Source organism: Geothermobacter hydrogeniphilus (assembly GCF_002898515.1).
GTDB lineage: Bacteria > Desulfobacterota > Desulfuromonadia > Desulfuromonadales > Geothermobacteraceae > Geothermobacter_A.
The window spans coordinates 39413-65573 of record NZ_PPFX01000024.1 but is presented as its reverse complement, the minus strand read 5'-3'; the positions used below and the strand labels follow the sequence as shown (position 1 = coordinate 65573).

At 58.8% G+C, this 26161-nt stretch carries 24 protein-coding genes; 4 read left to right on the top strand and 20 right to left on the bottom strand.

Going from position 1 to position 26161, the window contains the following annotated elements; all coding sequences use genetic code 11:
• Positions 1–156 precede the first annotated feature (156 nt).
• The 10 genes from C2E25_RS11165 to C2E25_RS11125 all read right to left on the bottom strand — a co-directional run bounded on the left by C2E25_RS11165 (position 157) and on the right by C2E25_RS11125 (position 8982).
• Positions 157–783, bottom strand: coding sequence for a hypothetical protein (locus C2E25_RS11165; RefSeq protein WP_103115819.1), 627 nt, complete (start codon positions 781–783; stop codon positions 157–159).
• Between the two features lie 118 nt (positions 784–901).
• A complete protein-coding gene (locus C2E25_RS17495) occupies positions 902–1045 on the bottom strand; it encodes a hypothetical protein (RefSeq protein ID WP_158247222.1) in 144 nt (47 codons plus the stop codon).
• Between the two features lie 190 nt (positions 1046–1235).
• Entirely contained in the window at positions 1236–1742 is a 507-nt protein-coding gene (locus tag C2E25_RS11160; protein ID WP_103115818.1) for a type II TA system antitoxin MqsA family protein, read from the bottom strand.
• The gene (locus C2E25_RS11155) at positions 1739–2020 is read right to left on the bottom strand and encodes a DUF4258 domain-containing protein (protein WP_103115817.1); all 282 of its coding nucleotides are present in this window, start codon (positions 2018–2020) and stop codon (positions 1739–1741) included. The genes C2E25_RS11160 and C2E25_RS11155 overlap by 4 nt, the downstream gene beginning before the upstream one ends.
• A gap of 96 nt (positions 2021–2116) precedes the next feature.
• Positions 2117–3283, bottom strand: a complete 1167-nt coding sequence (locus C2E25_RS11150; RefSeq protein WP_103115816.1) for a hypothetical protein — start codon at positions 3281–3283, stop codon at positions 2117–2119.
• Positions 3284–3668: 385 nt separating this feature from the next.
• Entirely contained in the window at positions 3669–4340 is a 672-nt protein-coding gene (locus C2E25_RS11145) for a hypothetical protein (RefSeq protein ID WP_233189409.1), read from the bottom strand.
• Positions 4333–4923 carry a hypothetical protein gene (locus C2E25_RS11140; protein WP_103115814.1) on the bottom strand — a complete coding sequence of 197 codons (591 nt, stop codon included), beginning with the start codon at positions 4921–4923 and terminating at the stop codon, positions 4333–4335. Before C2E25_RS11140 ends, C2E25_RS11145 begins: the two co-directional genes overlap by 8 nt.
• A 338-nt stretch (positions 4924–5261) precedes the next feature.
• Complete coding sequence (locus C2E25_RS11135) at positions 5262–6251, bottom strand: beta-ketoacyl-ACP synthase III (RefSeq protein ID WP_103115813.1); 990 nt, start codon at positions 6249–6251, stop codon at positions 5262–5264.
• Positions 6252–6769: 518 nt separating this feature from the next.
• Positions 6770–8599, bottom strand: a complete 1830-nt coding sequence (locus C2E25_RS11130) for a cytochrome c3 family protein (RefSeq protein ID WP_103115812.1) — start codon at positions 8597–8599, stop codon at positions 6770–6772.
• A gap of 182 nt (positions 8600–8781) precedes the next feature.
• On the bottom strand, positions 8782–8982 hold the full coding sequence (locus C2E25_RS11125; protein WP_103115811.1) for a hypothetical protein: 201 nt from the start codon (positions 8980–8982) through the stop codon (positions 8782–8784).
• A 152-nt stretch (positions 8983–9134) separates the two neighbouring features.
• Between C2E25_RS11125 and C2E25_RS11120 the strand changes: the two genes are divergently transcribed.
• A complete protein-coding gene (locus C2E25_RS11120; RefSeq protein WP_103115810.1) occupies positions 9135–9998 on the top strand; it encodes a DNA ligase in 864 nt (287 codons plus the stop codon).
• A gap of 41 nt (positions 9999–10039) precedes the next feature.
• On the opposite strand, the gene C2E25_RS11115 is transcribed toward C2E25_RS11120, so the two are convergent.
• The 9 genes from C2E25_RS11115 to C2E25_RS11075 all read right to left on the bottom strand — a co-directional run bounded on the left by C2E25_RS11115 (position 10040) and on the right by C2E25_RS11075 (position 21204).
• Positions 10040–11452 (bottom strand): sigma-54 interaction domain-containing protein, encoded by a 1413-nt coding sequence (locus C2E25_RS11115; RefSeq protein WP_103115809.1) that lies wholly within the window; start codon positions 11450–11452, stop codon positions 10040–10042.
• 240 nt (positions 11453–11692) lie between these two features.
• Positions 11693–12412 carry an ABC transporter ATP-binding protein gene (locus C2E25_RS11110; protein WP_103115808.1) on the bottom strand — a complete coding sequence of 240 codons (720 nt, stop codon included), beginning with the start codon at positions 12410–12412 and terminating at the stop codon, positions 11693–11695.
• Entirely contained in the window at positions 12405–13181 is a 777-nt protein-coding gene (locus C2E25_RS11105; protein ID WP_103115807.1) for an ABC transporter ATP-binding protein, read from the bottom strand. The genes C2E25_RS11110 and C2E25_RS11105 overlap by 8 nt, the downstream gene beginning before the upstream one ends.
• The gene (locus C2E25_RS11100; RefSeq protein WP_085011083.1) at positions 13171–14127 is read right to left on the bottom strand and encodes a branched-chain amino acid ABC transporter permease; all 957 of its coding nucleotides are present in this window, start codon (positions 14125–14127) and stop codon (positions 13171–13173) included. The genes C2E25_RS11105 and C2E25_RS11100 overlap by 11 nt, the downstream gene beginning before the upstream one ends.
• Positions 14127–15023 (bottom strand): branched-chain amino acid ABC transporter permease, encoded by an 897-nt coding sequence (locus C2E25_RS11095; RefSeq protein WP_085011082.1) that lies wholly within the window; start codon positions 15021–15023, stop codon positions 14127–14129. Before C2E25_RS11095 ends, C2E25_RS11100 begins: the two co-directional genes overlap by 1 nt.
• A gap of 157 nt (positions 15024–15180) precedes the next feature.
• Positions 15181–16308, bottom strand: a complete 1128-nt coding sequence (locus C2E25_RS11090; RefSeq protein WP_103115806.1) for a branched-chain amino acid ABC transporter substrate-binding protein — start codon at positions 16306–16308, stop codon at positions 15181–15183.
• A 378-nt stretch (positions 16309–16686) separates the two neighbouring features.
• A complete protein-coding gene (locus C2E25_RS11085) occupies positions 16687–17595 on the bottom strand; it encodes a proline dehydrogenase family protein (protein WP_103115805.1) in 909 nt (302 codons plus the stop codon).
• Positions 17596–17780: 185 nt separating this feature from the next.
• Positions 17781–19424 carry an L-glutamate gamma-semialdehyde dehydrogenase gene (pruA, locus tag C2E25_RS11080; RefSeq protein ID WP_103115804.1) on the bottom strand — a complete coding sequence of 548 codons (1644 nt, stop codon included), beginning with the start codon at positions 19422–19424 and terminating at the stop codon, positions 17781–17783.
• Positions 19425–19782: 358 nt separating this feature from the next.
• Positions 19783–21204, bottom strand: coding sequence for a sigma-54 interaction domain-containing protein (locus tag C2E25_RS11075; protein WP_103115803.1), 1422 nt, complete (start codon positions 21202–21204; stop codon positions 19783–19785).
• A gap of 214 nt (positions 21205–21418) precedes the next feature.
• Between C2E25_RS11075 and C2E25_RS11070 the strand changes: the two genes are divergently transcribed.
• Positions 21419–21715 carry a hypothetical protein gene (locus tag C2E25_RS11070; protein ID WP_103115802.1) on the top strand — a complete coding sequence of 99 codons (297 nt, stop codon included), beginning with the start codon at positions 21419–21421 and terminating at the stop codon, positions 21713–21715.
• 9 nt (positions 21716–21724) lie between these two features.
• On the opposite strand, the gene proC is transcribed toward C2E25_RS11070, so the two are convergent.
• Positions 21725–22537 carry a pyrroline-5-carboxylate reductase gene (proC, locus tag C2E25_RS11065; RefSeq protein WP_103115801.1) on the bottom strand — a complete coding sequence of 271 codons (813 nt, stop codon included), beginning with the start codon at positions 22535–22537 and terminating at the stop codon, positions 21725–21727.
• A gap of 673 nt (positions 22538–23210) precedes the next feature.
• Here proC and speE point away from each other — a divergent pair.
• Complete coding sequence (gene speE, locus C2E25_RS11060) at positions 23211–24056, top strand: polyamine aminopropyltransferase (RefSeq protein ID WP_103115800.1); 846 nt, start codon at positions 23211–23213, stop codon at positions 24054–24056.
• A gap of 170 nt (positions 24057–24226) precedes the next feature.
• Positions 24227–26122: a biosynthetic arginine decarboxylase gene (speA, locus tag C2E25_RS11055; protein ID WP_103115799.1), complete on the top strand. Its 1896-nt coding sequence runs from the start codon at positions 24227–24229 to the stop codon at positions 26120–26122.
• Positions 26123–26161: the final 39 nt, after the last annotated feature.

Here is a 26161-nt window from a genome sequence, read left to right as displayed (position 1 = left end):
CAGCCTTACTGGTAAAGTCTTGAACGCTTCAAGCTAAGACTTTTGCAAAAGGATGCATAGTTCCTCCACCTTGGCCTGTAATTGGAAATACATCTGTAATTCTACTTCTTTCCATTATTTTTATCGGACAATCGCTCAGTCACCCGATAGCCATTTTCAGAGCATTCCGAGGTGTGTTTTCAAGACTGATACCACACCACTACCCGCCGCTTTTGCCGCGCCTTCCGCGAATTTCTTGACTATATCTTTAAATTCATTTTTTCTTTTCTCTGAGTTTTCTTGCTTCTTGATTTCCTCAAATCTTTTCTTGAATATTTCTAATTCAGAATTGTCAAAGAGAGAATCAAGAACGTTAAATAAGCCTTCTGTAGATACTTTTACAATTTCTGTATTGAAGGAATAGTCAAAAATTATTTGATTATTTTTGAGTTGTCCTTGCAACCAATTTTTGGCTAGAGAATCTTCTATGATTAGACATATTTTTTTCCCGTCAGATTCTAATGTGGCATTTGCGAGAGCCGCGAGGAGACGGCCCATTGCTTGGTCTTCAATGCGACCACCAAACTTTAAAGCAGCGTCATATCGAAGTTTCTTGATTTTATTGACAGGAGTTTTAAGTCGCTCACTTACCGCTTGATTACTGTAGTTGGAAAGAGGCCCTGAACTGTTTACTCCAAATCGATCGAGCAAGTGCATAACAAGAGCATCAATATCTGATTTTGGCATAGAACCAAGGCCAAACTTAAGATAGTTCTCAAGAAACTCTTGCTCAAAATTACTCATAAATATTGCTCTATCAATTTCTAATTATTAGACAAAATGTTTCACACGTAAACATAACATCAGTGTCACTCAACCATTAAATATTTACCTTAAATTTTCTCCATCCCCCCGTAGGGTCTCATCCTTTTTCGGCCTTCAGTACATAGCGCTTGCCACCCTGAGAGATGGTCAAAGAGACAGACCCATAAACGCAAAAAGCCGCCCCGGCTGCGTCGGCAGCGGGTACGGCTTTCTGGTTCTGGCGCGGAATTTTACCGCTCATGCCCCCTCCTTTACCAGCGAATCAATAAAACGCTTTTTTCTAGCATGTTTTGCCGTCATAAACAAGAAACATCTGCCGCCGCCGGCAACCGGGACGGCCCGCACCCCAATGAATCTCGCAGAGTCACGTCTTGAATCATCAAGTTTTCAAGCCACAAACCGCTCCGCTTGCCCCCCCAACAAAAATCTCTTCAGCCCTGACACACCGCCACCCTGTTATGCCACTGCTGCCTTTCAAAAAACAAAGAGAGCAAAAACTTCCCGCACGGCTCCTTGGAAGCGATTTCCTCCAGGTGCTCTTCATAGTCCTCGATCTTCTGACCCTTGGCCACCAGGGTCCGCAGCAGGAGTTCATTCTGTACCTGCATCGGCTTCGGCGCCTTCTCACTCTCCCAGCGGGAAACCTGCTCGGGCCTGACATGCATCTTCCTGGCGAAATCAGCCTTCGACCAGCCGAGCGACTTGCGTAAAAACCGGATTTCCTCCGGCGCCAGCCTTTCCGGCTTGTTGACCAGCACCATCGCAATGCTGCGGTGCAGGCCGGAAAGGTTGGGGATGGAAACCAGCCGGTTGCCGCACCCGTCACACTGCCTGACCAGCACATCCTGCAGGACAACGCCACTGAGGCCGCACTCCTCAAAGCGAATGGTCTCGCGCTTTTCCACGAGTTCGACAGTTTTACAATCAGGGCAGATCATTTGATTCTCCAGGCCGTCAGGATCAACACCTCGTCATCCGAAAGGAATTCCACAACGACAACGATTTTTCGGGATCGCACCCGGTAGCGCCAACAACCTTCGACCAGTTCCGGCTCTTCCACAACCCCCGCCCGCATGACGTTTTCACAATCGAGGATGGAAATGGAACGTTCCTTGAGCCGATCAAGGGCATGAGGCTGTGCGTAGGTGACAATGCCGCCATCCAGTATCCGGCGGAGCAATTTTCTGGCGTCAGTTGGACTCAGGGGCTGGTTCATTTACAGAGTACCCGAAACATGGACTGACAACAACCCAAGAGTTGTCTTTTTATCAATACTTGTTTTCAGAACAACAGATGAAGCAAGAACAAACTGTCAAGAAGCTGTTGCCTGGAGCCCCAAAAACCTCCCCGCAAAATCGGCATACATCGGCACATGCTCCCAGTAGGCGACATGCGCCAGGCCCCAGGGTTTGCCGAGTTTGAGCTCGACGTTGTCTTCGGGGTCGATCCGGTAGAGGTTGAGCCGGCCGCTGACCGGGTCCTGGCGGTCCCAGTAGTTGACCCAGGGCAGGTCGGCGAAGACATGCTTCACCGGGTCGTCGAAAGTCACTGGCGGATCATTGAAACAGAGCGGCTTCGATTTGAAGGAGTGCAGCTGGCCGAGAATCTGGCCGCGCAGCCACTGCTCTTTGCCGGCGTGCTGGCGGAAGAAGAAGGCGATCTTGTCGAGCGGCGAACCGAAGGTGATCAGGCCCTTGATCTTGTCCAGCGGCAGCTCTTCGGCCTCGGGCAGGGAGGCTTCGATCTGCAGCCGGTTGAGGGTGTCGTAGGCGATGACGCTGCCGAGGGAGTGGCCGCAGAGAATCACCCGCTCGACCTCTTCGTCGGCGAGCACCGCCCTAAGCATGGCAAGGCTGTCGCGCAGAATCTGCTGCCGCAGGTTGAAGAATTTCGACTTGCGGTCGGTGGTGGTGTAGATGGCGACGTCGCCGAGGTAGCCGGTGAGGTAGGGGCTGGCCTTGTCCCCCAGCCATTTCAGCGCCACCTCGCCCCAGCCGCCGGTCAGCCGACTGAGCGGATCGAGCAGTTGCAGCGCGGCGCTGACGGGCGGATAGAGCCGGGCGCCCCAACGCAGCTTCTTGTTGAGCTTCTGCAACTGCTCGACCTGGTCGGCCTGCTCGTACTCGCGGATCAGCTGCTGGTTTTCATCGAAGAAGGTCTTCACTCCGGCCAGGGTGTCCTCGAGCCACTGGCGGATCTCGGCGGCCGTGATCTGCTCTTCAGTCAGGTAGGCCCAGTAGACCTCGTGGATGTCGATGGCGCTCTTGCCGCGGTTTTTGGGGGAGATGTGCAGAAAACTTTCGGTCCAGCCCTCCTCGGGATGGCGCTTCAGCTTGTGGGCGAGCCGGTAATTGATCCCCTGCCGGTCAAACAGTTCCAGCAGGCCACGCCCGAAGCCGTCAAGGGTATCGAACGGATTCTGCTCGCCGATGCCGTGGATCACCACGAACGCGGTACGACCGGTCGGAAAACGTGCCATCCCTTCCCTCCTCCATGTGGAAACAGCCGAAAACACAAGAAGCCGCCGGTCAGCTCAGGCTGACACAGGCGGCTTCTTTTCCGGGAGAACCTCTCCTATAACCCCTCCAATAAACAACAACTTAAACAATTCAACTGGTTATAGCGCCACCATGAGTCCGCGTCAAGAAATTAAACCTCATCAAGAAAATCATTTATTCTCACTGCCTTCCCTCATTGCTCACTCAATACGTAAAGGACGCCAGGGAAAAAGCGAAAGCAATGGGACGCTGATTTCGCAGATGAACGCAGAAAAACCTTCAAAGTCTGCAGTTTTTCACGCCTTTGCCCTATCTGCGTTCATCAGCGTTCATCTGCGGCCAATTCTGATCTTGTGCCTCACACCCTTATTGTTCCAAGAGCTTTCGCGCCAGGGTATGCAAATCGTCATTGGCCAGCGCCACCACCTTCTTCTTGACCGTGCGCGAGTAGTATTCCTGCTCGGTCTTGGTCATGGGCAATCCATCCAGCCTCTTTTTGAACAGCTCCTTCTGCTTCGGGGAAAAAACCTGGGAAAGAGCATATTCCAGGGAATATTCCTGCAATTTTTCCCGCTTGCGCCGGCCCTTTTCGGCGGTCTGCTCGAAATAGAGTTCGAACATCTCCCTGAGCCGCCGAGGATCGAATTCGACTCCTGCCCAACCGAAGGGCCGGTCATTCCGCAGCGACTTCTTCCAGGCAGCAAGTTGCGTCTTCCTCTCCGCGGAAAGCTCTTTTTCAACCTTGACAGTCCAGGGAAAGGACAGGTCATACAGGGCATAGACCGCCAGCGAAACCAGGACCAGGCGCCGAAACAACAACTGCAGGGCGTTCTCCGACAATTGTGCCTCGACCTGCTCGAAGGAAAACCGGAAATCCTCGGCCGCATTGGCCAGCAACACCGGAAACCCTTCCCACACCCGCATCTCTTTCGCCCTGACCGCCCCGGCGAGGGTTGCGTTGGCATCCAGCGCTTCGCCCGGGGCAACAAACATCGGCAGGCCAAGCCTGGCGAAACTGTCGAGCAATTGTTTATCCATCATAGAGTCCATTGTCTCGCAACAAATCAATGAAGGCGGCGATATTCGGTCGTAACCGCACCTCCGCAACATCATAGATGACCAGATCGTGAAAATGCCCGACCAACCGGGCGATATCGACCTCATCGCGCCGTTTCCGAACCAGCATCAGACAGTCATCAAAATCGACTCGCGTACCACGCAGCAATTTGCTCGCAATCAGGTCATAGGGATTCAGGACACCAATATACAGCCGGGAATACTCCATCAACCGCGTGTTACGCCCCTCTTCCAAGGGCGAATCCAGCAACTCGGTGGTATGAATACGATTACCGCGAAAGAGATCAAACCGGAAAGGTTCGCCATCCCGCTGCCAACCCGAACCCGTCACCGGCCGATAACCGAGATTCGCCAGCCTGTTCACAAGATAACTGTACTCCACAAGTTGCGGCACCATGAAGTCGACATCTCTGGTCGAAGGTTTCACGCCCATCAGGGTCATTGCCGTCCCGCCGCAGGCAATCAGATGGACCTTCCGCCGCAGTACCCGGTTCCACCCCTGCAGAACTTCAAGCAACTCCTCCGCTCCCAGCCGACAATCCATAGAACAATCCACTCCTTATACATATTTTTGTATATTTTTATACAATTTATTGTCCATGTCAAGGAAGGCGTTAACTTGGGAAACCAAAAACAGTGCAGCCGCCGATTGCGCTGATGAACGCCGATAAAATCTTTAAACCCCGACCAACTGAAAGGGGACATCCCTTTTGCAGAGATGTCCCCGTGGTGTTCGTCATGAAATGGCTGGTGAAAGGCTGAGGTGACTATCCGGTCACGGAAAATTCGGATTCAGGTCCGAAAAGGCAGGATTTCAAGCGGCAGCAGGGCTTATGGCTCTAACTGCCGGCGACACGACCAGGCCCGTTTTTCCTCAGCCCGCTAAACCCGCACCAGTGCCGCCGCCCAGGTCAGTCCGGCGCCGAAGGAGACCATGCCGATCAGGGTGCCCGGCTGCAGTTCGCCGCCGCGGCGCAGTTCGTCGAGGGCGATGGGGATCGAGGCGGCGGAGGTGTTGCCGTAGCGGTCGACGTTGACGCAGACCTTATCCATCGGCAGCTTGAAACGTTTGGCAACCGCCTCGATGATACGCAGGTTGGCCTGGTGGGGAATCAGCAGGTCGATATCCTCCCCGGACAGGCCCTGCTTCACCAGCGCCTGCTGCAGGACGTCGGCCATGGCGACCACCGCGTGGCGGAAAACCTCACGACCCTCCATGCGGATGGCATAGAGATTGGCCGCGACCGTCTCGGCGTTGGGCGGATTGACGCAACCGCCGCCGGGGTTGTAGAGCAGCCCGGCGTGTTCGCCGTTGCTGCCGAGGCAGGTCTGCAGCAGGCCGCGTTCACCGTCCGAAGGACCGAGTACCACGGCGCCGGCGCCGTCGCCAAACAGCACGCAGGTGTCACGATCCTGCCAGTCAACCATCGAGGTGAGCATCTCGCCACCGATCACCAGCGCGTGCTTGTAACCGGCGACAGCCATCATCCCCTCGGCGACCTGCAGGCCATAGAGGAAACCGGCGCAGGCGGCGGAGAGATCAAAGGCGACGGCATTTTTCGCGCCCAGTTTCTCCTGCACCAGGCAGGCGGTGGAGGGAAATTTCATGTCGCCGGTCACCGTGGCGAGGACGATCAGGCCGATCTGGTCGGCGCTCAACCCGGCGTCATCCAAGGCCTTGCGCGCCGCCTCGGTCACCAGGTCGGAAAGCGCGCTGCCCGGTTCGGCGACGTGGCGCTGCCGGATCCCGGTACGGGCGACAATCCACTCGTCGGAGGTGTCGACCATCTGTTCGAGATCGGCATTGGTGAGGATCTTCTCCGGCACGGCGCGGCCGGTTCCCAGGATCATAACGCGTGTTTTCTGTGCCATCGGCGTTCTCGTTGCCAGGGGTTAGGACCCGGTTTCCTTCCGGGTCTTCCGGGGCGGCATCAACTATCTGACCTGAATCAGTGAGTTCCTGCTGGATGGAGAGTGCAAGTGCTTGGCCTGAAAGGGATTCCCAAAAATCTGAAGCGCACCCATAGGTTCGCTGGTGATTTTTGGGTAGCTCAGGAAGGTCAATGACTTGTGCTATCCGCCGATAAGGGACTCACTGATTCCGGTCTGAATAAATAGCACATTTCTCCCCTTCCCCTCAAGAACGAGTATAGCCCCAAATCCACCGGCAATTTCTGGATTCGGCTGTCGTTACGAGTGAATCTGCTTTGTTGCCGTCACCGCTGCGGTGCTCAACGTAGCGCGGCTACGTCTGCGCCCGAAGCGGCGCGGCGCCGCGCATCTCCACCCGTTCCGCCACCCTCGGTCCACAAAACAGCCGGTGGATCTGGGTAGCCGAAACACCCTCCTGAAACGCGGCCGGCAGGCCGCTCATCCCAGCCGCGCCATCCTCAGCCCCGGATGAAGGCGATCAGCATCAGGAAGGCCAGCGCCAGGCCGGTGAACAGCGCCAGGAAACCGAACCCCTTGAGGATAAAATCATAAACAACCCCGCTGGGTTTCTTGATCTCAAACTGCTCGATCACCCCGGCCTCCCGGTAGCGCCGCCACTGTGCCGAGCGCTCCTCGATGAACTCCTGGCGGGAAATCTGGCCGTTGAAGATCACGAAATCCATCGGGAACTTCTCCGGTCGCCCGTGGGTGTTGAAGAAGTGCACGGTGAAGATGAAGCCAGTCGCCAGCAGGGCCTCGTCGGAATGGATGATGATCGCCACGTTGAACACCCAGCCGGGCAGAAACTGCCCGAAAAATTCCGGGAACCAGAGCAACAGGCCGGAGCTGCCGATGGCCACCATCCCCCAGAAAACCGCCAGGAAGTCGAACTTCTCCCAGTAGGTCCAGCGCTCGAACTCCGGCTTCGGCCCCCGGAACAGAAACCAGCGCACCATCCCCAGCAGGTCCCTGGCATCCTTCCCGTTCGGCATCAGCGAGTCGGGCCCGAACAGCCGCTGCCAGCAGTTGCCCGACGGCTTTTTGGAGATAAACAGAAAATTGATACTCAACAACAGGGCGGCGACGAAATAGTAGAAGGTCAGCACGGCGCAGGCGCGGTGCAGCAGCCCCGCGTACGCGACCCCGCCATAAAAGGACATCAAGGTCTGGGCCCAGGGCTGATCGCTGAACTTGAGCGGCAGTCCGGTCAATGAAAGACCGAGAAAGCTGGTGATCACGATCAGGTGAAACAGGATGTGATGCTTCGAAAAGCGTCGGTACTGCTTGTGCGCGGCGTGAACCACGATGCCTTCGCCGCGGGCCGCCGCGGCCAGTTTTTTCCGGTTCTCCACAAACCCGCGAAACATCCACAGGACACTGTGAATCCAGAAAAAGGCGAAGACCCCAATCAACAGACAATTCATGGCCAGAAAGGTCCAGTACAGCAACGGATAATTATCGCGGTCATGGTGGTCGCCATGGGGGTAATAACGGGTGAATGAGGCGGTGGCCCTGGCGTGGCATTGACGGCAGGTTTTCACCAGGTTGCCACCATGCAGGCTGGAGGCCGGATCAGACTTCGGCAGCACCCGGTGCGCGGTGTGGCAATCGGCGCAACCGGCCGCCCGGCGGGTGCTGCCGAGCCGGTAACTCTTGCCGTGATGGCTTGAGAGATAGCTGGCAACCACACCGAGCCGGACCCCGTTCCTGGTCATTTTTTCTTTATCTGCATGGCAGGGGATGCAGGTGTCAACATTGAAAGCCTGGGCCTGTTCGGGAGAGAAAGGGGAAACCGCTCTTACGTCGTGCAGACCGTGGCAGTCATGACAGGAGGCCGAATCGGCATTGCCGCGCGCGACGGCCCGTCCGTGAACCGACTGCCGATAATCCTCCCGGTCATGACAGCCGAGGCACAGCTCGACCGCTTTTTCCTTGTTCTCCCGCCAGGCATGGAGACCATGAACCGGGGCATGACACTCGCTGCAGCCGACTCCGGCAGCCTGATGCACACCGGATGCGTAAGCCTGCGCGATGTCCTTGTGACAACGGTTGCAATCGACCGTCGGACGATAATCAGCAGCAACGGGATGACTCTCCCCTCCGGCAGGAAAGCGATGACAGCTGGTGCAGCCATTGGGACCATGCACCGAAGCCGGAAAGTCCAACCGGAAACAGTTTTCAGAATGACAATCGAGGCAGGATTCAGACGCGGATGCCGGGACGGCCGACAACAGGAAGACGATGAAGAGCCCTGCCCATGGAAGCCATGGACAATGGATTGAGTTCATATCCTCTCCCCTTTCTTCGTGAACTGGCCACAAAAAAATTGTTGAAAATGCAACATTATTAATCTTTTATCATTTCTCCTGCTATTATCCAGAAATCGAACAACCAAGTGAGAGGGGAAGCAGGTTGAAAAAAAACAACCACCGGCGGGTGGTCATTGCATTGAAATGAAAAAGTATTGATATTACTGGAAGAATTTCGCCGCGATATACGCGGTAACCGGGTAAGCGATAATGACGGCGGTAATCAGGGCAACGATACCGAGAACCAGGAGCAGCAGCCCGAGCCAGACATTCTTGAGTACACCGAAAAAACCTGTCCAGTGCTGATGGAGAGAAGCGGAATCCCAATGATGGTCGTGCATCCAATGCGTTACGGATCTCATAAGCCCATCCCCTTTCATTTATTTACTTTCGTTAATGTTCTATAATTTTTAGCCAAAAAGTCAATTTGTTTCCGCATAAAAAATGTTACAATCACAACAACCAAACAGACTGTTCTACGGTTTTATGCCGTCAATCAGAACACCACCACGTCATGGAGGACGAAATGAGAGAAATGCGGAAGGAATCGCTACGGATCTGCCTATTGTTGACCTGTGTACTATTATTTGTGACAGACGTCCTGGCAGCGGAACCGATGCTGCCGCAGATCGACGACGGGACGGTCGCTGTGACCGGCTGGCTGATGAGTGAAAAACTTGACGGAGTGCGCGGCCGCTGGGATGGACACCGCCTGCTGTCGAAACACGGGACCGTCCTGCATCCCTCCCGGGAGTTCGTTCAGGGTCTGCCGCCCTTCCCGGTCGAAGGTGAGATCTGGGGCGGGCGCGACAGCTTCGAGCGGACAGCGGCCGTGGTCCGGCGGCAGCGACCCGACAACGACTGGCTCAAGCTCAAGTTCGCCATCTTTGACGTTCCGGAAGCTCCCGGCGGGTTCACCGAACGTATCGCCGCGGCCGTCGCGTGGTTCGCGGCTCACCCGACCCCCTACGCCTTCGTCATCCCGCAACAGACACTGCGCGACCGGGCGCAGCTGCGACAGGAGCTGCAGCGAATCGAAAAGCTCGGCGGCGAAGGGCTGATTGTCCGCAGGCCGGACGCGCCTTATGTCTCCGGCCGCAGCCCGGACATCCTCAAGGTCAAGAGTTACCGGGACGCCGAGGCGACGGTGATCGCCCGGCTGCCGGGAAAAGGCCGCAATGAAGGACGGCTCGGGGCACTGCTGGTCCGCCTGGAGGATGGGACAGAGTTCAGAATCGGCAGCGGCTTCAGCGACGCCGAGCGGGACAATCCACCGCCGGTCGGCGCGGTCATCACCTTCAAGTACTACGGGTTCTTCAAGTCCGGCGTTCCCCGCTTTCCCTCTTTTCTCCGTATTCGGGCGGATCAAGGGCTGTAATAAATCTGTTTACATCTCCGCGTCTCCACCCGAGGTGGATTTCACCCCCGTCCGAAGCGCGTCTTGATACCGTACTTCTCCAGTTTGCGGGCCACGCTCGACTGGCTGAGACCGAGCGCCGCGCCGATACTCTGCTGGTTCGGCAGGCGTTTCGCCGTCTCCAGCAGCACCTGCCGCTCGACACTGGCGCGAATCTGCGCCATGCTCATCTCGGCCGGCCAGCTGCCGAAACGGGCCGCGTCCTCCTCGCCCGCCCCGGCGATCACCGTCTGCGGAAGGTCGTTGACATCGATCAGCTCGGTGTCGGACATCACCACCAGCCGCTCGCAGATGTTCATCAGTTCCCGCACGTTGCCGGGATAGGAATAGGCGCACAGCAGGTCGAGAGCGGCGACGGTCAAGCGGCGGGGAACCGAGCTGCGATCAGCGAAGTGGTCGATACAGGTGCGGATAAGGGGGACCAGGCATTCCTGCCGCTCGCGCAGCGGGGGAACGGTCAGGGGAATGACGCTCAGCCGGTAGTAGAGATCGAGACGGAACGTACCGGCCGCGACCATCTGCTGCAGATCACGATGGGTGGCGGCAAGGATACGGACATCGAGCCGGCGGCTGCGGGTGCTGCCGAGGCGGGTCACCTGGCCGTCCTCCAGAAAGCGCAGCAGCTTGACCTGTGAGGCGGGCGGCAGCTCGGCGACCTCGTCGAGAAAAAGGATGCCGCCGTCGGCCTGCTCAAGATAACCCGGCCGGCTGCCGGCGGCGCCGGTGAAAGCGCCCTTCTCGCAACCGAACAACTCCGCTTCGATCAGGGTTTCAGGAATGGCGCCGCAGTTGAGTTTGATGATCGGCCTGTCGGCGCGGGCCGAATGCTGGTGGATCAAGTCGGCAATCAACCCCTTGCCGACCCCCGATTCACCGAGGATGAGGACGGTCGAATCGACCTCGCTGACTTTCAGCGCCTGGCGCAGGGCCCTGGCCATACAGGGGCTGCGGGCGATGATCGGCAGGGATTCGAGCTGTTGCTGCTGTAGTTCAACCACCTGCCGGCGAAAGCGGTCACCGAGCGCCTGCTGCTCTTCCAGTTGCCGCTGCAGACGATCAATCTCGGTGATATCACGTTCGCTGACCACCACCCGGATCAACTCCCCGGCGTCATCGAAAACCGGGGTGGCGGTCGAGATCAGCTTGCGGCCGAAACGGTTCTCCTGCAGCAGGCTGACCTGCTCACGTTTTTCAATCGCCTCCAGCGCCGCCGACGGCAGGATCACCAACCCCTCGGCGGCGACATCCATATAATCACGACCGACCAGCTGCTCGGCCGTGGCCTGGTTGATCCGCTCGGAGGCCGGGTTGACGCGCAGGATCACCCCCTGCCCGTCGCAGACGAACAGCCCGTCGGACGAGGAGTCGATAATCGCGTCATGCTCCCAGGTCAGTTCCTGAATCGAGCGGTCCATGGGCCCTCACAAGATCTCTGCCGCCAAGTCGCCAAGGGCGCCAAGAACACCAAGAAAACCCTTACCGGAGAGACGCTGAACAGGAGAGTCCGCAGAGAAACCCCGATGAGTTTATTTAGTCAAAGCGACACCAGAAGATTATCGCTCATCAAGAAGCAATAAGAATATCTCTCCGTCTCTGCGTTAAATTGCCTTTGCCTTTCTTGGCGCACTTGGCGGCTTGGCGGCCCAAAACCTGCCCTAATGCTTCTTCCCCAGGTACGCCTCCTGCACCTTGGGCGAGGCGAGCAGTTCTTCCGAAGTGCCGGCCAGAGCGATCTTGCCGACGTCGAGCACGTAGCCGCGGTCGGCGAGCTTGAGGGCCGCCTTGGCGTTCTGTTCGACCAGCAGCACCGTCACCCCCTTGCGAGAGATCTCCTTGATCTGCTGGAAGATCGCCTTGACCAGGATCGGCGCGATACCGAGGGAGGGCTCATCAAGCAGCAGCATTTCCGGATTACACATCAGCGCCCGACCGATGGCCAGCATCTGCTGCTCACCACCGGAGAGGGTGCCGGCGAGCTGCTTCTTGCGCTCCTTCAGGCGGGGGAAGAGTTCATAAACCCAGTCCAGGGTGTTGCGATCAACTTTCGAGCGGGTAAAGGCGCCAAGCAGCAGGTTCTCCTCAACGGTGAGGATACCGAACACCCGTCGGCCTTCGGGGGAATGACTGATGCCGAGCTTGACGATCTTGTGGGCGGGCAGGCTGGTCAGCTCATGCCCCTTGAACCTGATCGACCCGCTCTTCGCCTTGAGCAGCCGGCTGATGGTGCGCATGGTGGTGGTCTTGCCGGCGCCGTTGGCGCCGAGGATGGTGACGATCTCACCCTTGCGGACCTGCAGCGAGATCCCCTTGATCGCTGCGATGCTGCCGTAGGAAACCTCGAGGTCCTTGATTTCAAACAGGATATCGTCACTCATCGTCGTCCTCGCTTCCCAGGTATGCCTCGATGACGGCGGGATTCTGCTGGATGTCCGCCGGGGTTCCCTCGGCGATCTTCCTGCCGAAGTTGATCACCGTCAGGTAATCGGTAACCTCCATCACCATGTCCATGTCATGCTCGATCAGCAGTACGGTAACCCCCTTGTCACGGATCTTGAAAATAGTTTCCAGCAGCTCAAGGGTTTCCTTGTCATTCAGGCCCGCGGCCGGCTCGTCAAGAATCAGCAACGTCGGATCGACCGCCATCGCCCGCGCCATCTCGATACGGCGCTGAATTCCGTAGGGCAGGCTACCGGTCGGCGTGGCGGCGTATTGGCCGAGGTTGAAGAAATCGAGCTGTTCTTCAACCTTGCGCCAGTTCTCCAGTTCATCCCGCTTCGACCAGGGGGTATGGACGATACCGTGCCACCACTTCTGGCTGCTCTTGATGTGGCGGCCGCTCATGATGTTCTCGGCAACCGACATCTGGCTGAACAGGCGAATGGTCTGGAAGGTGCGGACAATGCCGCGATCGACGATCTGGTAGGGGGTCAGGCCGCGGATTTCTTCACCGCGCCACTGCACCGAGCCCTCTTCCGACTTGTAAATACCGGTGATGCAGTTGAAGACCGTGGTCTTGCCGGCGCCGTTGGGGCCGATGATGCCGTAAATCTGCCCCGATTCAACCTTGAAGCTCAGATCATCGACGGCGACCAGGCCCCCGAAGCGCTTGGTGACATTGCTCAGGATCAGCTCATTACGCGCCATGGGAACCATCCTTGATCAGAAACTTGGGAATTTTACCGAAGGTCGCCGGAACGATGCCGCGCGGCCGCAGGATCATCGACAAGATCATCGCGAAACCGAAGATGAAGAAGCGCCAGGTGGCGAACTCGCGAAAAATCTCCGGCAGCACGAACATGACGAAGACCCCGAGCAGCACGCCGGGAACCGAGGAACCGCCGACGATGACGATACTGAAAAAGAGTACCGACTGGATGAAGTCAAAGGCCTCCGGGCTGACCGCGGAGTACTGGGTGGCGTAGACAGTCCCGGCCAGACCGGCGATACCGGCGCCGAGGCCGAAAGCGAAAATCTTGTAGACCCGGGTATTGATGCCGATGCTCTCTGCTGCCAGCTGGTCCTCGCGCAGGTAGTGCAGGGCCCGGCCGGCCTTGCTCTTCTCCAGGTTGTGCATCACCCACAGGGTCGCCAGCAGCACGGCGAAGGCGAAGTAGTAGACCGCGACCTGACTGGTCAGCTGCCAGCCGAACAGGCTCATGGAATCAAGACCGAAGATGCCGTTCGGTCCGCCGGTGATGCCGCCGAGGTTGTTCTGCAGCACCTGGACGAAGACGATGTTGAAGCCGATGGTGGTCACCAGCAGGTAGTCGCCGCGCAGGTGGACAATGGGACCGGCGAGGATGATGCCGAACAGCGCCGGCAGCAGGATCGCCAGCGGAATGGTCGCCAGCAGCGACCAGCCGAACTGGTGATTGAGAATCGCCGTGGTGTAGGCTCCCATGCCGAAGAAGAGCGCCTGGCCCATGTTGAACATGCCGCTCTTGCCGAGCACGATATCCTGGGAGAGGGCGACCACGGAGAAGATCAGGAAGGTGATCGCCACCGCCTGCCAGCGTGAATTGAGCAGGTGCGGCAGCACCGCCATCACCCCGAGGAAAAGGGGGTATCCAAGTCGTTGCAGCTGTTTCATCAGACTTTCTCCGCAACCCGCTCGCCGAGAATCCCGGTCGGGCGGACAATCAGGATCACGATCAGCAGGATAAAGGTGAAGGCGTCGGCCCAGGTACTGGACACATAGCCGGCGATGAAGGCGTTGAACAGGCCGAGCAGCATACCGCCGAGCATCGCACCGGGAATGTTGCCGATACCGCCGATAATCGCCGCGACGAAGGCGTAGAGGCCGTACTGCCAGCCCATGTTGAAGGTGATGCCGCGGTAATAGAGACCGATGAACAGGCCGCCGACGGCGCCCAGCGAGGAGCCGATGATAAAGATCAGGGCGATGATGCGGTTGACGTTGATCCCCATCAGCCGGGCGGCATCCTGATCGATGGAAGACGCGCGGATCGCCGCCCCGATACGGGTTTTTTCAACGAACAGGTAAAGGGCGACCATCAGCACCAGCGACAGCACCAGAATGATGACCTGAATCAGGCTGATCACCACGCCACCGAAATCCCAGTAGACCTGCGGCACCAGTTCGGGAAAGATGCGCATCCGCGGCCCCCAGATCAGCATGATGCCGTTCTGGATCACCAGCGAGGCGCCGAGCGCCGAAACCACCGCCGAAAGGCGCGGCGCTTCGCGCAGCGGGCGATAGGCAACCCGCTCAAGAATAATGCCGATACAGGCCATGCAGACCGCCGACAACAGGAAAATGGCAATCACCGCCGGCAGTGAGGTCGCCTGCCCCATCACCTGGGTGTAGATGGTCAGGCCGACGAAGGCCGAGGCCGCGACCATGTCGCCGTGGGCGAAATTGATCAGCCGCATGACCCCGTAGACCATGGTGTAGCCGAGCGCCACCAGGGCGAACATGCTGCCGATGGTCAGGCCGTTGGCCAGCTGTTGCAGGAAAATATCCATGAAACCTCTCTCCTACTGGATAAAGCGAAATTCTTGTTCTGCCTTGCAGACGCCAGGAAAGGACGTAATGGTCCCGCTCTCGCGTCTGAGGGGCAGATGCGGGAAGGGAGGAACAGGAGGGGGAGTTCTCCCCCCCTCCTGCCTCGTTCAGACCATGTTACTTGACGTATTCGTAGGAGTAGCTGCCGTCGGCCTTGACCATCTTGACGACATAGGAACCGCCCTTGCGGTTGCCGTCCTTGGCGAAGGCGATCGGGCCGGTGATCCCCGGCAGGGGCTCTTTCAGGTTGTGCAGGTAGTCAGCGGCCTTCCGGGTATCGAAGCTCTTGTTCGCTTCCATGGCATGAATGATGGCGCGCATGCCGTCAATGTTCATCAGACCCCAGATGGAAGCCGGCATCATGCCGTACTTCTTCTGGTAATCGGCGATGAAGGACTTGGCGATATCGTAGGGGAGGACGTCCGGCGACGGCACGTTGATGATGTAGGCACCCTTGGCGGCGGAACCGGCCAGCTTGACGAAATCGGGATTGTCGTTGGCGTCACCGCCGATAAAATCGGCCTTGATACCGAGCGCCACCTGCTGGGAGCGAATCTGCCCGCCGTCCGAGTAGTAACCGGCGAAGAAGATCACATCCGGATTCTTGGCCTTGATGCTGGTCAGGACCGGAGTGAAATTCTGCGAGTCGGCCTTGATCTTGTCACGGGAGACGACGTTGCCGCCGAGCTTCTTGATTGCCGCTTCGGTAGCATTGGCCAGGCCGTCGGCGTAGGTCGAGAAATCGGACAGCACGACGATGCGCTTGTACTTCTTGACGTTGACCATGTAGTTGGCGGCGAATTCGGCCTCGGCGCTGTTCGGGAAGGAGTTGCGCAGGAAGGTCCAGTAGCCCTTCGCGGTCAGGCTGTCGGCGGTGCCGTCCGAGGTCTGCAGCACGCCGGCGTTGAAGTAGGTCTTCTGCGCGGCTTCGGCGCAGGTCGAAGTGTAGGAACCGATAACCATCTTGACGCCCTGGTTGACCAGGTCCTTGGCACAGATGGCGGCGGCCATGGCGGTGCCCTGATCGTCGCAGACAATCACTTCGATCTTCTTGCCCAGCACGCCACCCTTGGCGTTGATCTGTTCGGCCAGCAGCCTTACGCCGTTCTCGATTCCCTGGCCCTCATTGGCATAGCTGCCGGTGATCGGGGCCTGAACACCGACCTTGAGGGTGTCGGCGAGGGCGGGGGCAGCCACGAGACAGAAAGCCGCGGCGGCCAGCATCAGTTTGCTCAGTTTGTGCATTGTCTACCTCCACATAAAAAAGGGTTGGATGGTGACGGATCTCGATCCGCCACCCTTCGAGGGTTGAACCGCGCGCCGGTTCGAGCCGGCAATTTCATTAAATCAAACAACGGTTTGACAGATACTACACATTCCGGACGCTATTTCCAAGGTTCTGATTTTACCCCTTAACCACGGCACAAAACCTATTTGGGCCGCCAAGGCACCAAGACGCCAAGAAAAACCTTTAACGGAGAGACGCTGAGAAGGAGAGGCCGCCGAGAAAGGCATGAGACTGTTAGGGGGCTTTACAAGCCAAAAGATTTTCTCTCCCTCTCTGCTCCTCTGCGCCTCTCCGTTGAAAGCGATTTCCCCCTTCTCGGCAGCATGCCTGCTCTTTCAGATTTTCCGAATGCCCAGCATCTGCCGCAGGGCATGCTCGGCAATGCTCGGGTTCTCCTTCAGCCGCCGGCGTGAATAGGGCAGCCAAGATTCCCCGTAGGGGACGTAGACCCGCATCCGGTGACCGGCGTCGACAATGATCCGCCGTAATTCCTCATCCACCCCGAGCAGCATCTGAAACTCGTAGCGATCCGTTTCCAGGCCATGTTTTTCGATCAGCCGCAGAGCCTCGAACACCAGCTTTTCATCATGAGTGGCGATGCCGACGTAGCCCCCCGCCGCGAAGATCCGTTCCAGGCAGCGAGTGTAGTTGCGGTTGATGACATAGGGATCCTTCCAGGCCGCGGTGCGCGGCTCGTTGTAGATCCCCTTGCAGAGCCGGAAGTTCATCGGCGCGTCACTCAGCGCGATGATATCTGCCGGGGTGCGCCGCAGGTAGGACTGCAGCACCACGCCGACATGGCCGGGAAATTCCTCCCGCAGGGTGCGATAGAAGTCGAGGGTCGCGTCGGTGCAGGAGATATCCTCCATGTCGATGCGCACGAAACTGTTGAGGTCCGCGGCACGGGCGACGATCTCGCGGATATTGGCCAGCGCCTGGTCGCGGTCGAGCAGCAGGCCCATCTGGGTCGGCTTGAGCGACAGGTTGGCATCCAGGCCTTCGGCATCGATGGTCTGCAGAATTCGCAGGCATTCTTCCTTGAAACCGCGGGCCTGGTCAAGGTTGGTGATGAACTCGCCGAGGACGTCGATGGTCGCCATGATGCCCTGGCCGTTCAGCTCGCGGGCCACCCGCACGGCATCGTCAAGTTGCTCGCCGGCGATATAGCCGCGGGCGAAAAACCCGACCAGCGGCCCCGGAATATGCATGATGGTCTTGCTGACCAGCAGGTTAAAAAGAGACATGAGAAAAACCTGTAAAATCGGCTAAAGGCTATAAAGTCGGGCTAAGGGCAAAGGGCTAAGGGCAAAGGGCTAAGGGCAAAGGGCTAAGGGCCAAGGGCTAAAGCGTTTATCTTTCGCCTTTAGCCTTTCGCCGCTTCTTATTGTTTTAGCCTTTCGCCGCTCTTGCAGTTTCCCTCAGCCGCCTTTTATTCACTTTCCATAAACGGATAGTCCGGCCGGCTCGGCGGCACAAAGGTTTCCTTGATGGTGCGCGGCGAAACCCAGCGGATCAGGTTGAGGATGCTGCCGGCCTTGTCGTTGGTACCCGAAGCCCGGCCGCCGCCGAACGGCTGCTGACCGACCACCGCCCCGGTCGGCTTGTCGTTGATGTAGAAATTGCCGGCGGCGTTCTCCAGCTTCTCAAGCGCCAGGCTGGTCGCGGTACGCTGCTGCGAGAAGATCGCCCCGGTCAACGCGTAGGGCGAGGTGCGGTCACAGAGTTCGAGGGTCTGCTCATACTCGGCGTCAGGATAGACATAGATGGTCAGCACCGGGCCGAAAATCTCTTCGACCATGGTGGTGAAGTCGGGTTTGGCCGCCAGGATCACCGTCGGCTCGATGAAATAGCCCTTGCTGTCGTCGTAACCGCCGCCGGCGATGATGGCGGCATCGGCGGAGTCTTTGGCCAGATCGATGTAACGGGTGATGGTATCGAAGGCCGAACGGTCGATAACGGCGTTGACCAGGTTGCGAAAATCCCTGACATCACCCATTTTGATGCGGTCGATCTCCTCCTTGAGACGGCGCTCCACCTCGGGCCAGAGAGAGGCCGGGATATAGGCGCGCGAAGCGGCGGAACATTTCTGACCCTGGTACTCGAAGGCGCCGCGCACCAGGGCAGTGACCAGCCCGTCGACATCGGCCGAGGCGTGGGCGAAGACGAAATCCTTGCCGCCGGTTTCGCCGACGATGCGCGGATAGGACTTGTAACCGGCGATATTCTCGCCCACCTTGCGCCACATCGACTGGAAGACCGCGGTCGAACCGGTGAAATGAATGCCGGCCAGGTTCTCGTCGGCCAGGCAGACATCGCCGACGTCGGCGCCGCGGCCGGGAACGAAGTTGATCACCCCGTCCGGCAGTCCCGCCTCCTGCAGGATCTTCATGAACAGCCAGGGGGTGTAGACGCAGCTTGAAGCCGGTTTCCAGACCGCCACGTTGCCCATGATCACCGGGGCGGTCGGCAGGTTGCCGGCGATGGCGGTGAAATTGAAGGGGGTCACGGCGAAGACGAAACCCTCCAGCGGCCGATGCTGAACCATGTTCCACAGCCCGCGGGCGTTGATCATCGGCTGCTCTTCGTAGATCTGCTGGGCGTAGTAAACGTTGAAACGGAGGAAGTCAATCAACTCACAGGCGGCATCGATCTCCGCCTGGAAGGCGTTCTTGCTGGTCGAGAGCATCGACCCGGCGTTGATCTGGTAACGGTATTTGGTCGCCAGCAGGTCGGCGGCCTTGAGAAAGATCGCCGCCCGTTCTTCCCAGCGCATCCGCTGCCAACCTTCGCGGGCCTGAAGGGCGGCGGCGATCGCCTGCTTCACCTCTTCAGGACCGGCCTGGTGGTACTCGGCCAGCTGGTGACCGTGATCATGGGGCATGACCACCTTGCCCATGCGTCCGGTACGCACTTCACGTCCGCCGATGAGCAGCGGAATTTCGATCTTCTGAGCCGACATCTCCTCAAGGGCCTGTTTCAGACCGGCCCGCTCGGGGCTGCCGGGAGCGTAGTTGTAGACCGGTTCATTTTCGGGAACCGGAACCCTGATCACCGCGTTGTTGTACAGATGCATTTTGTCACCTCGATGGATGTGAGTTCTTTCGGGACAGACAGAATTCTCTGTCCCGGGCCAACAGCAAGGCGGATGCCAAATAGCGTTTTGCCCACCCAAACAGGTTGCAATCAACCTGCCCCTGCCGGGATCTACGCAAAAATCAGTTTAGCACTGTTTTTCAGCAGCTTAAGCAGGTCGAAAGATTAATATCGTCCGCTCCGGACGCGAAAAGGGAATATCCGGACAATGTCAAGTTAAAATCGTGGTTTAGATAAAAAATACGTTTTTTGAAAAAAAGCGCGGGGAACGGCCGGCCGAGACGGTTGACCGACAGAAGGAGATCATATTTTTATTCAATTATGAATAGCGGCCCGAATCAGGACAGGCCGTACCTTTTCAATTTGCGCGCCACGGTCGGCTGGCTGACGCGCAGCGCGGCAGCGATCTTGGCCTGGCTGCGATACCGGCGGGCTGTCCGTCCCAGCACCTCGCGCTCGGTGCTCTGCACGATCTGGTCAAGACTCATCTGAGCCGGCCAGACGAAGTCACCCTGGTCGGGCAGCGGTCCGCGTTCCTGCAGCACCGCCGGCAGATCCGGCAGATCAATCAGGTCGGTCTCGGTCATCACCACCAGTCGCTCGCAGATGTTCATCAGCTCCCGCACATTGCCGGGATAGTCATAAGTCTGCAGCCGATCCAGAGCGGCGGCGGTCAGTCGCTTGTGAATGCCGAACTTGGTGCCGAAATGGTCGAGATAGTGACGTACCAGCGGCAGGATGCAGTCGCCGCGCTCGCGCAGGGAGGGGACGTGCAGGGGAATGACGTTGAGCCGATAGAAAAGGTCGAAACGAAAACGCCCCTCGTCGACCATCTGCTCCAGGTTGCGGTGAGTGGCGGCGAGGATGCGTACATCGGCGTGCAGCGGGCGGGTGCCGCCGAGGCGGGTGATGCGGCCGTCTTCGAGAAAACGCAGCAGCTTCACCTGGGAAGCGAGGGGCAGCTCGGCGATCTCGTCGAGGAACAGGATGCCGCCATGCGCCAGTTCGAAATGACCCGCCTTGCCGCTGCTGCTGGCTCCGGTGAAGGCCCCCTTCTCATAACCGAACAGCTCCGATTCGATCAGGGTTTCAGGAATGGCCCCGCAATTGAGCTTGATCAGAGGCTTCTCGGCACGGCTCGAATGCTGGTGGATGAGGTCGGCGATCAACCCCTTGCCGACCCCCGACTCACCGGAGATCAGCACCGAGGAATCGGCCCGGGCAACCTTCAGCGCCTGGCGCAGGGTCTTGACGAAACAGGGGGACTTGGCAATCAACGGCTGGTTGCGCAGCTCGAACTGCTGCATCTGCAGCATCTGCTCGCGGTAACCGTCTCCCATCGCCTGCTGGTCTTCAAGCTGACGCTGCAGCTGTTCGGTCTCGGTGATGTCGCGTTCACTGACCACCACCCGGATCAGCTCCCCCCGATCATCGAAAACCGGGGTACCGGTCGATATCAGCTTGCGGCCGTTGTGGTTGGTCTGCAGCAGGCTGACCACCCGACGCTCCTGCAGAGCTTCAAGAGCCGCCGAACGATCGACAAATCCCTGTTCCAGCAGCTCCTGCATCCGGCGCCCGACCACTTCATCAGCGGTGATATTGTTGATCCGCTCCGATGCCGGGTTGACGCGGATCACCCGCGCCTCGGCATCGCAGATCCAGAGTCCGTCGGACGAGGAATCAATGATGGCGTCGAGTTCACTGACGATCTCCCGCAACCGCCGCTTTGAACGCTTGCGTTCCATATTGCTGTCAACCATTGGCGACCTCCCCGAACCGGCTATCAACCCGACGAACGCGAATTATACAATTATGCATTGCTTTATTCAATCTTGTATTGAATTTTTCCCCCACGTATGTCGAAACTAGGAAGAAGCGGTTGCAACCGTTGAACTGACATGGAGATTGAATCGACAAGTCTCTGACCGGAGCTGGACTGAAACCGGAACCGGCAGAATGAAAGGGGCGACAACAATGGGGCCAGACCCGATCCAGGCATTGGTCGAAGAAAATGAAAAGCTGCAAGTCGGCAAAACCGTAGCGGTCAACTGGATCGACGCGCAGGGAGCGCATCACGGACGCGGTCGCATCACCGCCGTAAAACCGAAGCGGGTCCGCATTTCCCTGCAACAGCAACACGACCACAACCGCCGAATTGTTCCCGGACGCGTTATCGAGGTGCCGCGCATCACCGATACCGAATACTGGAGCTCGGAAAACTGCGTCACACTGGAACGCCCCGGAAACAAGAAGGGGTTTCCGGGGCGCTGAACAGCGGCATCAGGCCTGACCCAGTTCCTTCGACCGGCGGGTCGCCACCCCGACCGCGTCCATCAGGCTGGCCCGCAGGCTGCGTTCCTCAAGCACCCGCACCGCGGCGATGGTGGTCCCGCCGGGAGAACAGACCTTTTCCCGCAGCAGCGCCGGATGTTCGCCGCTCTCCTTGACCAGCTTGGCGGCACCGTACACCGTCTGCACGGCCAGTTCCTGGGCGACATCGAGCCGCAGCCCTTCCTGCACCCCACCGGCCGCCAGGGCCTCGATAAAGGTATAGACAAAGGCCGGTCCTGAACCGGAGAGGCCGGTGACGGCGTCGAGCTGGCTCTCGCTGACCTGCACCACCGTTCCGACGGCGCGAAACAGTTCACAGGCCAGATCGATGTCTCCCGCTTCGGCATATTCACCGGCACAGACCGCGGCGGCTCCGGCCCCGACCAGGGCCGGGGTATTCGGCATCGCCCGCACCACTCGCGGCGCGCCGCCGAGCAGGTTCTCCAGGGTATGGGTATGAACCCCGGCGAGGATTGAGATCAACAGGGTGTCCCGACCGAAAGCACCTTCCAGGTCTGCAAGTACTTCACGCACGATCTGCGGCTTGATCGCCAGCACCACGATGTCGTTGTCCCGAACCAGGTCGAGATTCCCGGCGACACTGCCGACCCCGTAACTCTCTTCAAGATGTTCACGCCGACTGGCAAACGGCTCATAAAAAGTGATATTTTTCTTCTTGGCCCCGGCGTCAAGCAGACCCTTGATGAAGGCCTCGGCCATATTGCCGCCGCCGATGAAGCCGATTTTTTTATCCTTGGTCATGAAGTCCTCTCCCGAATCAGATGTAAATGCTCCTGAATCGGTGAGTTCCTGTTGGATGGAGAGTGCAAGTGCTTGGTCTGAATGGGATTTCCAAAAATCTGAAGCGCACCCATAGGTTCGCTGGTGCTTTTTGGGAAGCTCAGGCAGATCAATGACTTGTGCTATCCTCCGACAAGGGATTCACTGATTCAGGATGCTGCCAGTAAATCGGCAACCGCCGGAATTGTCAAGGAAAGTTGCGCAAGGAGCGAATCCCGTTGACACCCGGGGGAGCGAACGCTATAAGGCAAGGCAAAATCGTTTCGCCGCCAGGACGCCAGGGACGCCAAGAGAGTCAACATCTTAACGCGGAGATGCAGAGAGGAAGAGGCGCGGAGAAAACCTCAAATCTGTTTTTCGGTACTAACCTGAATCAGTGAGTTCCTGTTGGATGGAGAGTGCAAGTGCTTGGTCTGAATGAGATTTCCAAAAATCTGAAGCGCACCCATAGGTTCGCTGGTGATTTTTGGGAAGCTCAGGCAGATCAATGACTTGTGCTGTCCGCCAACAAGGGACCCACTGATTCAGGTACTAAATCAAAAAGCTTGGTTTTTCTCTCCATCTCTGCTTCTCAGCGGCTCTCCGTTGGAATGATTTTCTTGGCGTCTTGGCGGCATTCCTTCCAGGAGCCCCCATGGACATGTGGTATACCGAAAAGCACAGCAAGGACGTCGGCATCACCCTGCGGGTGAACAGGACACTCTTCTCCGGCAAAAGCGAATTTCAGCAGATCGACATCGTCGACACCCCCGAATACGGCCGCATGATGCTGCTCGACGGGCTGGTGATGTGTACCGAACGGGACGAGTTCGTCTACCACGACATGATCGCCCACCCGGCGCTGTTCGTCCATCCCGACCCGAAGCAGGTGCTGGTGATCGGCGGCGGCGACGGCGGCAGCATCCGCGAAATCGTCCGCCATCCCGCGGTCGAACTGGCCACCCTGTGCGAAATCGACGGGCTGGTGGTGCGCAAGTCGGTGGAGCATCTGCCCACCTTGGCCAGCGCCATCGACGGCAGCCACCCGAAGGTCAAACTGCATATCGACGATGGTCTCGCCTACATCCGTGAACACCAGAACGCGTTTGATGTCATCCTGGTCGACTCCACCGACCCGATCGGTCCGGCGGTCGGCCTGTTCGAAGAGGATTTCTACCGGCTGGTCTTCGGGGCGCTCAAAGAGGACGGCATCATGGTGGCGCAGAGCGAATCCCCCTTCTACCACGCGGAAATACAGCGGGACATGTTCCGCAACCTGCGCGCCGTCTTCCCGATCGTCGAGATGTACCAGGCCTTCATCCCGACCTACCCGTCGGGACTGTGGAGCTTCGCCTTTGCCAGCAAGAAATACCACCCGGTGCGGGATTTCGACCGTGAGCGGGCCGCGAAACGGGATTTCCACACCAAATACTATAACGAAGACCTGCACCTCGGCGCCTTCATGCTGCCGACCTTCGCGCGGGAGAATATTGAAGAATAGGATTATCGGGCCGCCAAGTCGCCAAGAACGCCAAGAGGGTCAAGGGGCTCACTGATTCAGGTTAAAGCTTGGCTTTTCTCTCCATCTCAGCTTCTCAGCGACTCTCCGTTAAAAAGGTTTTCCTGGAGGCCTTGGCGGCATCAACAGGCTTTCTTCTACCGGAGCAGCACATGAGCACCTGGACCACTGACGATTCCGCCGAACTCTACGGCATCCGCCGCTGGGGCAACGGCTATTTCGATGTCTCCGCCCAGGGAGAGTTGACGGTCCGTGTTCCGACTGCCGACGGCAGCGTCCAGGTGGCGCTGGCCGAAATCCTCGACGGCGTCCGCCAACGTGACCTGCGACTGCCGCTGCTGCTGCGGATTGAAAACCTGCTCGACGCCCAGATCACGCGGCTCAATGAAGCTTTCCGCGACGCCATCGCCGAACACGATTACCCCGGCAGCTACCGGGGGGTCTTCCCGATCAAGGTCAACCAGCAGCGCCAGGTGATCGAGGAAATCACCCGCTTCGGCGCCCCCTACCGGCACGGTCTGGAAGCCGGCAGCAAGGCGGAGCTGATGATCGCCCTTGCCAACCTGCCGGCCGACGGCAGCCTGATCATCTGCAACGGTTACAAGGACCGGAAATTCATCGACCTCGGCCTGCGTGCCCGCCAGCTCGGTTTCCACTGTATCTTCGTCATCGAGACCCCGGCGGAGCTGCCGGTCATCCTCGCGCGCAGTCGCGCGCTCGGCATCGAGCCGCTGCTCGGCGTACGGGTCAAACTCTCCACCACCGTCGGCGGGCACTGGAACCTGACCAGCGGCGAGCGCAGCATCTTCGGCCTCTCCATCAGCCAGTTGATCGAGGTTGTCGACCAGTTGCGCGAAGCGGAGATGCTCAAGACCCTGCGCCTGCTGCACTGCCACCTCGGCTCGCAGATCCCGCAGCTCGACGACATCCGCTCGGCGGCGGCAGAGGCCTGCCGCTTTTACCAGGAGCTGATGAACGAGGGGGCGGCGATGGAGATGATCGATTTCGGCGGCGGACTGGCGGTCGATTACCTCGGCACCGGCTCCAGCGACAGCCAGTCCCGCGACTACAGCCTGGCAGACTATGCCGCGGCGCTGGTGGAAACGGTCATGACAAACCTGGCCGGCCTGGACCGGCCGCCGACCATCATCACCGAATCGGGCCGGGAAACAGTCGCTTACTACTCCCTGCTGCTGTTCAACATCTTCGACGTCACCCGTTTCGATCCCGCCACAGAAGGCCTCATTCCCGGTCCGGAGGCCCATCCCCTGCTGCGGAAAATGGCGTCCCGGCTGGAACGAATCGGAGCCGAGACGCCTCAGCAGAATTACCGGGAGATCGTCGCCTGCCGCGACCGGCTACATGAGCTTTTCACCGCCGGACAGCTCTCCCTGCGCGATCGCGCCCGGGCCCAGGAACTGCTGCTGGCCGCCGGTCGGCGCCTGCTGCGCCAATCTCCCGGGCAGCAGCTCCCCGCCGACCTGCAGACCCTGCGCGAGGATCTGGCCGCCATCTACTACGGCAATCTGAGTGTTTTCCAGTCCCTGCCGGACCACTGGGCGATCGGCCAGCTCTTCCCGGTGGCGCCGATCCGGCGTCTCGCCGAAAAACCGCAATGCCATGCGGTCATCGCCGACATCACCTGCGACAGCGACGGCCGCATCAGCCGCTTCATCGCCGACCGGGGTACCCGCGCCACCCTGCCACTGCACGAACTCGCTCCGGGCGAGGACTACGTGCTCGCCACCTTTCTGGTCGGCGCCTACCAGGAAACCCTCGGCGACCTGCACAACCTGTTCGGCGACACCGACATCGCCAGCGTCCGGATCGAAGCGGACGGTGGCTTCGTCATCACCCGGGAAGACCGGGGCGACAGTGTTGCCGACCTGCTCGGCTATGTCCAGTACGACGCCCGCGAACTCAAAGCCCGGTTCCGGGCCACCGCCGAGCAGGCGGTCCGCGAGAACCGCATCAACCTGCCGCAACGACAGGAAATCCTCGCCTGTTTCAACGCCGGACTTGACGGTTACAGTTATTTCGAGACCTGAAACAAACCGCGCAACGCAAAAAAAAGGGCCGCTGCGATC

What these genes read in the sequence shown, in the direction of transcription:
- C2E25_RS11165 (WP_103115819.1), bottom strand. Translation starts at nt 783, where the DNA reads ATGAGTAATTTTGAGCAAGAGTTTCTTGAGAACTATCTTAAGTTTGGC.
- C2E25_RS17495 (WP_158247222.1), bottom strand. Translation starts at nt 1,045, where the DNA reads ATGAGCGGTAAAATTCCGCGCCAGAACCAGAAAGCCGTACCCGCTGCC.
- C2E25_RS11160 (WP_103115818.1), bottom strand. Translation starts at nt 1,742, where the DNA reads ATGATCTGCCCTGATTGTAAAACTGTCGAACTCGTGGAAAAGCGCGAG.
- C2E25_RS11155 (WP_103115817.1), bottom strand. Translation starts at nt 2,020, where the DNA reads ATGAACCAGCCCCTGAGTCCAACTGACGCCAGAAAATTGCTCCGCCGG.
- C2E25_RS11150 (WP_103115816.1), bottom strand. Translation starts at nt 3,283, where the DNA reads ATGGCACGTTTTCCGACCGGTCGTACCGCGTTCGTGGTGATCCACGGC.
- C2E25_RS11145 (WP_233189409.1), bottom strand. Translation starts at nt 4,340, where the DNA reads ATGGATAAACAATTGCTCGACAGTTTCGCCAGGCTTGGCCTGCCGATG.
- C2E25_RS11140 (WP_103115814.1), bottom strand. Translation starts at nt 4,923, where the DNA reads ATGGATTGTCGGCTGGGAGCGGAGGAGTTGCTTGAAGTTCTGCAGGGG.
- C2E25_RS11135 (WP_103115813.1), bottom strand. Translation starts at nt 6,251, where the DNA reads ATGGCACAGAAAACACGCGTTATGATCCTGGGAACCGGCCGCGCCGTG.
- C2E25_RS11130 (WP_103115812.1), bottom strand. Translation starts at nt 8,599, where the DNA reads ATGAACTCAATCCATTGTCCATGGCTTCCATGGGCAGGGCTCTTCATC.
- C2E25_RS11125 (WP_103115811.1), bottom strand. Translation starts at nt 8,982, where the DNA reads ATGAGATCCGTAACGCATTGGATGCACGACCATCATTGGGATTCCGCT.
- C2E25_RS11120 (WP_103115810.1), top strand. Translation starts at nt 9,135, where the DNA reads ATGGAGGACGAAATGAGAGAAATGCGGAAGGAATCGCTACGGATCTGC.
- C2E25_RS11115 (WP_103115809.1), bottom strand. Translation starts at nt 11,452, where the DNA reads ATGGACCGCTCGATTCAGGAACTGACCTGGGAGCATGACGCGATTATC.
- C2E25_RS11110 (WP_103115808.1), bottom strand. Translation starts at nt 12,412, where the DNA reads ATGAGTGACGATATCCTGTTTGAAATCAAGGACCTCGAGGTTTCCTAC.
- C2E25_RS11105 (WP_103115807.1), bottom strand. Translation starts at nt 13,181, where the DNA reads ATGGCGCGTAATGAGCTGATCCTGAGCAATGTCACCAAGCGCTTCGGG.
- C2E25_RS11100 (WP_085011083.1), bottom strand. Translation starts at nt 14,127, where the DNA reads ATGAAACAGCTGCAACGACTTGGATACCCCCTTTTCCTCGGGGTGATG.
- C2E25_RS11095 (WP_085011082.1), bottom strand. Translation starts at nt 15,023, where the DNA reads ATGGATATTTTCCTGCAACAGCTGGCCAACGGCCTGACCATCGGCAGC.
- C2E25_RS11090 (WP_103115806.1), bottom strand. Translation starts at nt 16,308, where the DNA reads ATGCACAAACTGAGCAAACTGATGCTGGCCGCCGCGGCTTTCTGTCTC.
- C2E25_RS11085 (WP_103115805.1), bottom strand. Translation starts at nt 17,595, where the DNA reads ATGTCTCTTTTTAACCTGCTGGTCAGCAAGACCATCATGCATATTCCG.
- pruA (WP_103115804.1), bottom strand. Translation starts at nt 19,424, where the DNA reads ATGCATCTGTACAACAACGCGGTGATCAGGGTTCCGGTTCCCGAAAAT.
- C2E25_RS11075 (WP_103115803.1), bottom strand. Translation starts at nt 21,204, where the DNA reads ATGGTTGACAGCAATATGGAACGCAAGCGTTCAAAGCGGCGGTTGCGG.
- C2E25_RS11070 (WP_103115802.1), top strand. Translation starts at nt 21,419, where the DNA reads ATGGGGCCAGACCCGATCCAGGCATTGGTCGAAGAAAATGAAAAGCTG.
- proC (WP_103115801.1), bottom strand. Translation starts at nt 22,537, where the DNA reads ATGACCAAGGATAAAAAAATCGGCTTCATCGGCGGCGGCAATATGGCC.
- speE (WP_103115800.1), top strand. Translation starts at nt 23,211, where the DNA reads ATGGACATGTGGTATACCGAAAAGCACAGCAAGGACGTCGGCATCACC.
- speA (WP_103115799.1), top strand. Translation starts at nt 24,227, where the DNA reads ATGAGCACCTGGACCACTGACGATTCCGCCGAACTCTACGGCATCCGC.